This window comes from Arthrobacter sp. 9V, assembly GCF_902506065.1.
Lineage (GTDB): Bacteria > Actinomycetota > Actinomycetes > Actinomycetales > Micrococcaceae > Arthrobacter.
Map to the genome: position 1 here is coordinate 1 of NZ_LR732953.1, position 1041 is coordinate 1041.

A 1041-nucleotide genomic window follows, 5' to 3' on the forward strand; every position below is an offset into this window, starting at 1 on the left:
GCCCGACCTGCCAGCCGACGTCCTGCCCGAGCAGCGAGGACACCTGCTGCGGCAGGTAGAACGTCGTGCCGTACACGGCGACCTGCAGGCAGAAGTAGATGATCGTGAAGTACCAGACGCGCCCGCTCGCCATCGCGCGCCAGATGCCCTTCGGGCCGTCCTCGGTGCGAGCGGTGTCCTCGCGCTCCATGGCCGCGGTGAGCGACGCCTTCTCGCCCGGTTCGAGCCACTTCGCCTGCTGTGGACTGTTCGTCAGGAACACCAGGGCCGCGACACCGGCCAGCACCGCGAGGATCCCCTCGCCGGCGAACATGACCTGCCAGCCGTGGAACGGGGTGACCTGGTCACCGACGCTGATGAGGCCGCCGGACAGCGGGGCGCCGATCATCTGCGAGAACGGCTGCGCCAGGTAGAAGATCGCGAACATGCGCACGCGCACCTTGTTCGGGAACCACTCGGACAGGTACATGATCACGCCCGGGAACAACCCGGCCTCGGTCACACCCAGGATGAACCGCAGGATGATGAACATCGTGTCGTTCGTCGTGAAGGCGAACAGTGCGGCGACGATGCCCCACGTGACGGCGATCCGGGCGAGCCAGAAGCGCGCACCGAACCGCTTGGGCAGCAGGTTCGACGGGATCTCGAAGATCGCGTAGCCGATGAAGAAGATGCCGGCGCCTAGGGCGAAGGCGGCGTCGGAGATACCGCGGTCGACGCGCAGGGCCTCTTCGGCGAAGCCGACGTTCGTGCGGTCGAGGAACGCGACGAAGTACAGGATGACGAGCATCGGCATGAGGTGCTTCGTCGCCTTGCCGATGGCGGACTTCAGGCCGGGGTCGTTCGTCGACCCGAGCGCGGGGGCAGGGGGTAGTGACACGGGATCGCTCCTTTGCGAGCACGGTGCGGTCGTTCTGGCGTCCGGCGGTCGGGCCTGTCGGCTGGTCGGCCTGTCGGCCTGTCGGCCTGTCGGACGGGAGGCACGGATCGCGTCGCCCGGTCGGCGCGCGTTCCGTGGGCGGCTGGCCCTAGTGCATGTAC

The 1041-nt window shown here is 67.9% G+C and carries 1 protein-coding gene; it reads right to left on the reverse strand.

What is annotated here, in order from left to right; all coding sequences use genetic code 11:
• A partial coding sequence (locus BACI9J_RS22705; RefSeq protein ID WP_159736649.1) for an MFS transporter occupies positions 1–880 on the reverse strand: 880 nt, incomplete at its 3' end.
• Between the last annotated feature and the right edge of the window lie 161 nt (positions 881–1041).